Raw genomic sequence first — 6,503 nt, 5'->3', positions numbered from 1 at the left:
GGACAGGCACCCCCGCACTTATTTTTCTGAAGGATGATTGACAGGTTTTAAAAATAAGTTCGGGGAGAGCCAGTCCCCGGAGGTGAATAAATAAGTTTCGCTGTAGTGATAAGTTAGTCCTGATTACCCTGGTCCCGGTATTCCAGGAGTTTATGCAGTTCCTGCAAAAGCTCTTCCCAGGCCCGGCTGACCCCTTCCAGGTCCTTTTCCCTGGCTGCCAGATCCAGCTCACTGGACTTTTGTGCCGCCCCGGCGACACACAGGGTGCCCAGGGCCCCTTTCAGCTTGTGTCCCAGGCTGGAGACTGCATCCATGTCCTGCCTGTCCACGGCATCCTGGAGGTTCTCCCTGTATTGCTGCAGTTCTTCCTGCAAAAACCGCTGAAACATCCCGGACCAGAAATCCACGTGCCCGGCATAGCGCTTATCCAGGTCTTCCCTGCTTATAAAATCCGGGACCATGTCCCCTTTTTTCGTTTCCGGCTCCTGAGTCCCGGACTGATCTCCCTGAAGAACCCCGCCGCCTCCCGGGACCGCCAGGCCGGATATCTCCTGCAGAAGCTTTGATGGATCCACAGGCTTGGAAACATACCCGTCCATGCCTTCTTCCAGAAACTTCTCCCTGTCTCCGGGCATGGCATAGGCTGTCAGGGCGATAATGGGAACCCTGGCCGAATCCCGGGACCCGACATCCAGCGTCCCACCTCTTTCCCCATTCTCCATGCCCCCTGCCTGCCCCGTGAAACAGCCCAAAGGGCTCCCTGTCGTAGACAGGGGTTTCACTGGGGCTCCATGCTCCATGCCCCTTTCTCCAAGCCTTTCCCCCTCGATGCTCCTGATTCTCCTGGTGGCCTCCAGCCCGTCTATGCCGGGCATCTGGATGTCCATGAGAATCAGGTCGAATCTGCCCGGTTCAAAGGCACTGACTGCTTCTTCACCGTTGGAGGCGAACTGTACCCTGTGTCCCCTGCTTTCCAGAAGATAGCCCATGTATTCCCGGTTAAGCTCTACATCCTCCACCACCAGGATGGACAAAGGACTGGAAATACCAGGCTCGGCGGACCGATCTTCCAGCTCTTTGGCCTTCTTGTCTTCCACCCTGCTGATCCCCAAGGTCAGAGCAAACGAAAATACGCTTCCCCGGCCCGGCGTGCTCTGCACCTGGATCTCCCCGCCCATCATCTGAACCAGTCTCTGGGATATGGCCAGACCCAGTCCGCTTCCCTGGTGCTTCTTGCCGTAGGTTATATCCGCCTGGGTAAAGCTGTCGAAAAGCCTGGGCAAAAACTCCCCGGAAATCCCTTCGCCGCTGTCCTCCACCTGAAACTCTACAGTGGCCTTGTGCTCATCCATGTCCATGGCTTTGACCCGGATGAGCACATGCCCTGCCTGGGTAAACTTGACTGCATTGCTCACCAGGTTGCGCAGGACCTGCTCCAGGCGGTGGGCATCCCCGCAGACATATTCCGGAAGCCGGGAATCTGCATCCACCTTGAGTGCAATGCCCTGATTCCGGGCCTGGATGGAATACAGCCCAAGCACCCGCCTGAGCAGGGATCTCAGAGAAAAATCTTCGTAAACCAGGTCCAGCTTGCCCGCCTCTACCTTGGACAGGTCCAGGATATCGTTGATTATCTGCTCCAGGGACCTGGCCGACTCCAGGGTCATATCCACCAGGTCTTTACGCCTCTGGTCGGCACTTTCTGAGGCGAGCATATCCAGGGCACCGATTATGCCCGATATGGGGGTGCGTATCTCATGGCTCATATTGGCCAGAAATTCGCTCTTGGCCATGCTGGCTTTCTCGGCCTGTTCCTTGGCCTGGTACAGTTCTATCTCCGCATTCTTGCGCTCGGTGATATCCTGGGCAGAACCCACAATGTAAGAAATATCTCCGTTTTCAAAAACCGGGGTCAGGGTGGTGAACCAGACCCGCTCTCCCCCGGGAAGATCAAGGGTTTCCTCGTAGGAAATGGGAGCCCTGGCCTGCACGCATCGCTGATAATTCCTGGAAACCTGCCCCCCCAGGTCCCGGCCCAGGACATCCTGCGGGGTCCTGCCCTGAATGACTTCCATGGTCAGCCCGGTGAGCTGCTCATGAGTCAGGTTGTTGCGTATAAACCTGAAGCTTTCTTCCCCCAGTACCTGCACCAGAAACAGTGCGTCGCTGGTACCATTGAAGACTGTCTCGTATTCCCGGGACAGGGCCTTGAACTCGTTTTCAGCCTCCTTGATGCGGGTGATGTCCACTGCAATTCCGGTATACCGGATGATAACTCCCTGAGCATCCCGGACAGGAAAAGATCTGGCCCACACCCAGCGAATTTCCCCATCGGGGCGGACAATGCGGTATTCCATATTGAAGGAGGCATCTTCATTACCGGATACTTCCCTGTCCAGCTCCCTTAGAACGGCAGGTCTGTCATCCCCGTGCACCATATCCACAAAACAGTTGGGATCATGGTAGAGGTCCTGACGGCTCCTGCCGAAAACCTTTTCAAAGGAAGGACTGACGTAGAGCATCCGGCTGTTGTCTCCGGAGCGCAGCCAGAAGACTTCGCCCATGTTGTCCGCCATCTGGCGAAACATTTCCTCGCTCTTACTCAGGGCTTCTTCGGCCTTTTTCCTCTCGGTTATGTCCAGGGTAACCCCGAGAGTGCCCACCATGCTGCCTTTGTCATCGCAGTAGGGTTCAAAGGTAAGCAGTGCTGGAAAAATTTCCCCGGATTTTCTCACCAGCCTGGTCTCCACTGAAAAGCCCTCCTGCTGCTCATAAAGCCGGGCAATGTATTCCGGAAACCTGCTTAACTCATCCTCAAGGTGCAGAACCCCGACGTTTCCGCCCAGGATCTCATCCCTGGAATATCCGAATATCTTTTCCGCACCCGGACTGAACTCCTGGACCACTGACTGCATGTCCGTCACTACCAGGCCTACGTTGCGGGCCGCCTTGAAGATGGCGCTTAGTTTCTCCTCGCTTTGCCGCAGCCTGGAGGCTGCGGCCCTGCTGCTGTATATGTACTTCATGAGCAGGGCGATTATAGCGACCAGAACCGTGGTTATGCCCAGAAACAAAAAAAACTGCTGGGCTTTTTCAGCCTCGATCCTGGGGGTTACATCATGGATGATGGAGTAAAGGTAATTGCCTTCATCAGTTGAGTAAGGCCAGGAATAAACCTCCACCGACCTTTCTTCCCCGGTGGCAATCTGGTGGGTAAACTGAAAATAGTTTCTGTCCTGAAGGGTTGCCCGGCGCATTTCCTCCTGTACTTCACTGGCGGACAAAACGTTTATGTCCTGGATCTTCATGTCGCCAAGTTCCTGGGCGCTGTAGCCGTAGAAATCCAGCGCAGCCTGGTTGGCCCTTTTAATGTAGCCGGTGTCGCTGTCGATTACCAGCATGACTGAGCCGTGCTTTTCAAAGAGGTCTTCAAATCCCGGCAGGTGGTGTGAATCCGCGTAGATATGACCTGCACCGCAAGTCATGAGCACAAGGTAAAAGATGATTATTGCAGTGTATCTGTTTAGCGCTTTGCATGTGGCAGGGGGACTGGCTCTTCCGTCACGCCTGAGGCGTGATTGTCCCAGAAAATGAGATATTTTAAGCACAAAATGATGCTCAAGTGGGTCCCGGAGTGCCTGTCCCCTGCTTTCCTTAAAAGCGCTAAACAGATACATTGCAGTGCAGGTCTTGAGCATCAGGTGGTCTCACAAGTTGTGTATCGGCGGATCACAGGCTGTATTCAAAAAAGTCCCTGGCCCAGCCCATGGCCCAGGAATAGGACATGGCCACTTTCCTGGGGTGCAGGCCCAGTTGGGACACCAGGGCATCGACATTTTCCCAGTCACCTTTTTCAAAGGCTATGGCCAGGTCAAGCCAGGGAAGATAGAAGCTCTCCTCCCGGCACAGGGCCTTTTTTATGTCCTCGTCAATAGGCAGGTCCTGGACCACGTTTTCCATGGGCATGTCGAAAACAGCATCCAGAAGCGACAGAAGTCCCAGCATGAAAAGGGCATCCGGCTGGGGCCACTCATCTTTGGTGGGAAAAACCATAAGCTCCAGAAACCTTCCCCTCAGGGCGGCGGCAAAGGGAAGTTCAGAGGGTTTACTCTGGGGGGTGACGTCCCGCAGCAGGCACAGCTGCAGAAAAGTCCTCAGGTTTTTAAAACCCACATAGGTCAGGGCCCGCCGGATGGTCTTGATGGGGGTCAGCATGCCGAAGCTGGCAGAATTGACGTAGCGAAGCAGCCTGTAAGTCAGGGAGACCTCCTTTTCCAGCAGAGAGGCCAGTTCATCCAGATCAGGCTCCTCCTGCTGCAGCACCTGGAAAATCTTGAGGCGCATGATCTGATGCGTGGACAGGTTGGCTCCTTTGAGAGTCTCGGGCCTTTTAAAGAAATATCCCTGAAAATAACTGATGTTTTTTTCCTGCAGCTTCTGGAAGGTTTCCACGTCCTCTATGCGCTTGGCCATGACCGCAACATCGCTTGTGTCAATCTCCTGCAGTCCCTCGCCGGCCACCCCGGCATCCAGGATGAAAATATCCGCCAGGTCCCTCCATCTGCTGATCTCCCCTGGCTTTCCGTCCACGGCGATACGGTATCCGTCTTTCTTGAGCTCGGCCAGGGCCTGCTCCAGCTCATGGCCACCCGGGGTATGGCCTGTAATTTTGACTATGGTGTTCTGGGGGGGAAGGGCATAAGGGGCGTTGTGCACAATGGCCTCGTAGGAAAAGTTGACCATGATGAATTTCTCCCCCTTCATGTTCAAAAAAGGGGATACGTAGGAAGCCTGAATCACACTCAGGGTCGCGTCTTCCGGGTTGCTGAACACAGCCCCGGCGGATTCTTCATCCGAGCGGTAAAAGAGTTCATACCCCTGCAGTCTCTTTTTGGCATTGAACACCGGTTGCCTGCCCACAAAGAGAGGTTCAACAGTCCAAGGTAACGGCTTTTCTTCTTGCATATCTTCTTCCTTTTCAGGCATTTATGTTTGCAAGCCAGAGAGGTTATGTTCAATTATTGTATTTCTCCGGCCCAGACAAATGACGGGCCTTTTGTCTTTTTGGCCTGGTACATGGCCTTGTCCGCGGTATTCACCAGGCGGTCCAGGGTATCGCCATGTTCCGGGAATGCCGCCAGTCCCGCACTTATGTTCATATTCACAGCCTTTCCAGCGCTGGTATCAAACTGCGGGCTCCACTTTTCCAAAATTTTGCCCGCTACTTCTTCTGCTTCCCTGGGGCTTTTCATCTGGGGCAGTATTACTGCGAACTCGTCCCCTCCAAGCCTGGCCGGAATATCGGATTCCCTTAGACAGCTCTTGATGCGCCTGGCGGTTTCCACGAGGACCTCATCACCTGCTGCATGTCCCAGCCTGTCGTTTATCTCCTTGAACCCGTCAAGATCCAGGTAAAGCATGCCGACAAAATTGCCGTAACGCCTGGCCTGGGACAGGACATGTTCCAGCCTGTCCATAAACAGGTTCCTGTTGCCAAGTCCGGTCAGGGAATCGTACATGGCCATGTACTCGCATTTCTGCCTGCTTTTCTCCTGCTGGGTGATGTCCAGGGACATGAGCACCACCCCGGCATGGCCACCTGCTGAATCCTGCATGGGGTAGCCGTTGTTGTACCAGTACCTGCCGTCATTAAAACTCACCCGGCCGCTGGATGGCCGGCCGGAGACAAAAGTATCCTGGACAGGACAGTCCTGGCATGGAGTATCAGCGCTGCGCAGTATTTCATGGCAGGTCCTGCCGGATATTTGTGCGAAATCCTTACCTATATTATCCTGAGCAGCCCTGTTGGCCCAGAGAATATTGTATCCCTTGTCCATGTAAAGCATCATCTCCTGGATGCTGTCCAGGATCAAGTGCAAAGACCTGCCCTGCTGCCGCAGTTCCTGCTGTGCCTGCCTGGCCTTGATGCGGGCCTTGATCATGGGCAGAAGCTCTTTAGGATCGATGGGCTTGACAATATAGTCGTCCGCCCCCCGGGCAAGGGTTTCGGCCATTTCACTCCTGGGAGCCCAGGCAGACATTATAATCACACTTGGATCGTTAAACGCCGGCTCGGACTTGATCCTGGAACACAGCTCCAGGCCTATTTCATCCGGGAGGTAAACATCCAGCAGAATTATTTCAGGACGTTCCCTGCCGACGATATCCATGGCCTGTTGCCCGGTATCGGCCTTAAATACCTGGTAACCAGCGTTTTCCAGGTGAAATACGATAAAATCCAGGGTACTGCGATCATCGTCAACAACAAGTATCCTGGCGGATTGAAAATTTTCCATATTGATTTCCTGTTTCCACAGTTAGTTGAAAAAATAAAGGTATCTGTTTAGCGCTTTGCATGTGGCATGGGGACTGGCTCTTCCGGGACCCACTTGTCCAAAAAAAATAAGATATTTTATGCACAAAATGATGCTCAAGTGGGTCCCGGAGTGCCTGTCCCCTGCTTTCCTCTAAACAGATACAAATAAAGAAAGGGTATGTTATTT

General features: G+C 53.9%; 3 protein-coding genes. All 3 read right to left on the bottom strand.

All coding sequences use genetic code 11. The annotated features are described in order from the left end of the window. Positions 1–113 precede the first annotated feature (113 nt). Complete coding sequence (locus QZP87_RS06260; RefSeq protein WP_291322068.1) at positions 114–3,608, bottom strand: PAS domain-containing hybrid sensor histidine kinase/response regulator; 3,495 nt, start codon at positions 3,606–3,608, stop codon at positions 114–116. 121 nt (positions 3,609–3,729) lie between these two features. Continuing rightward, positions 3,730–4,965: an HDOD domain-containing protein gene (locus QZP87_RS06255; RefSeq protein WP_291322067.1), complete on the bottom strand. Its 1,236-nt coding sequence runs from the start codon at positions 4,963–4,965 to the stop codon at positions 3,730–3,732. A gap of 53 nt (positions 4,966–5,018) precedes the next feature. Next, positions 5,019–6,296 carry a diguanylate cyclase gene (locus tag QZP87_RS06250; protein WP_291322066.1) on the bottom strand — a complete coding sequence of 426 codons (1,278 nt, stop codon included), beginning with the start codon at positions 6,294–6,296 and terminating at the stop codon, positions 5,019–5,021. Positions 6,297–6,503 lie beyond the last annotated feature (207 nt).

It is taken from the genome of Desulfonatronospira sp. (assembly GCA_003563255.1).
GTDB lineage: Bacteria > Desulfobacterota > Desulfovibrionia > Desulfovibrionales > Desulfonatronovibrionaceae > Desulfonatronospira.
Note: the sequence above shows the minus strand (reverse complement) of the source record. Positions and strands in the feature narration are given on the sequence as shown.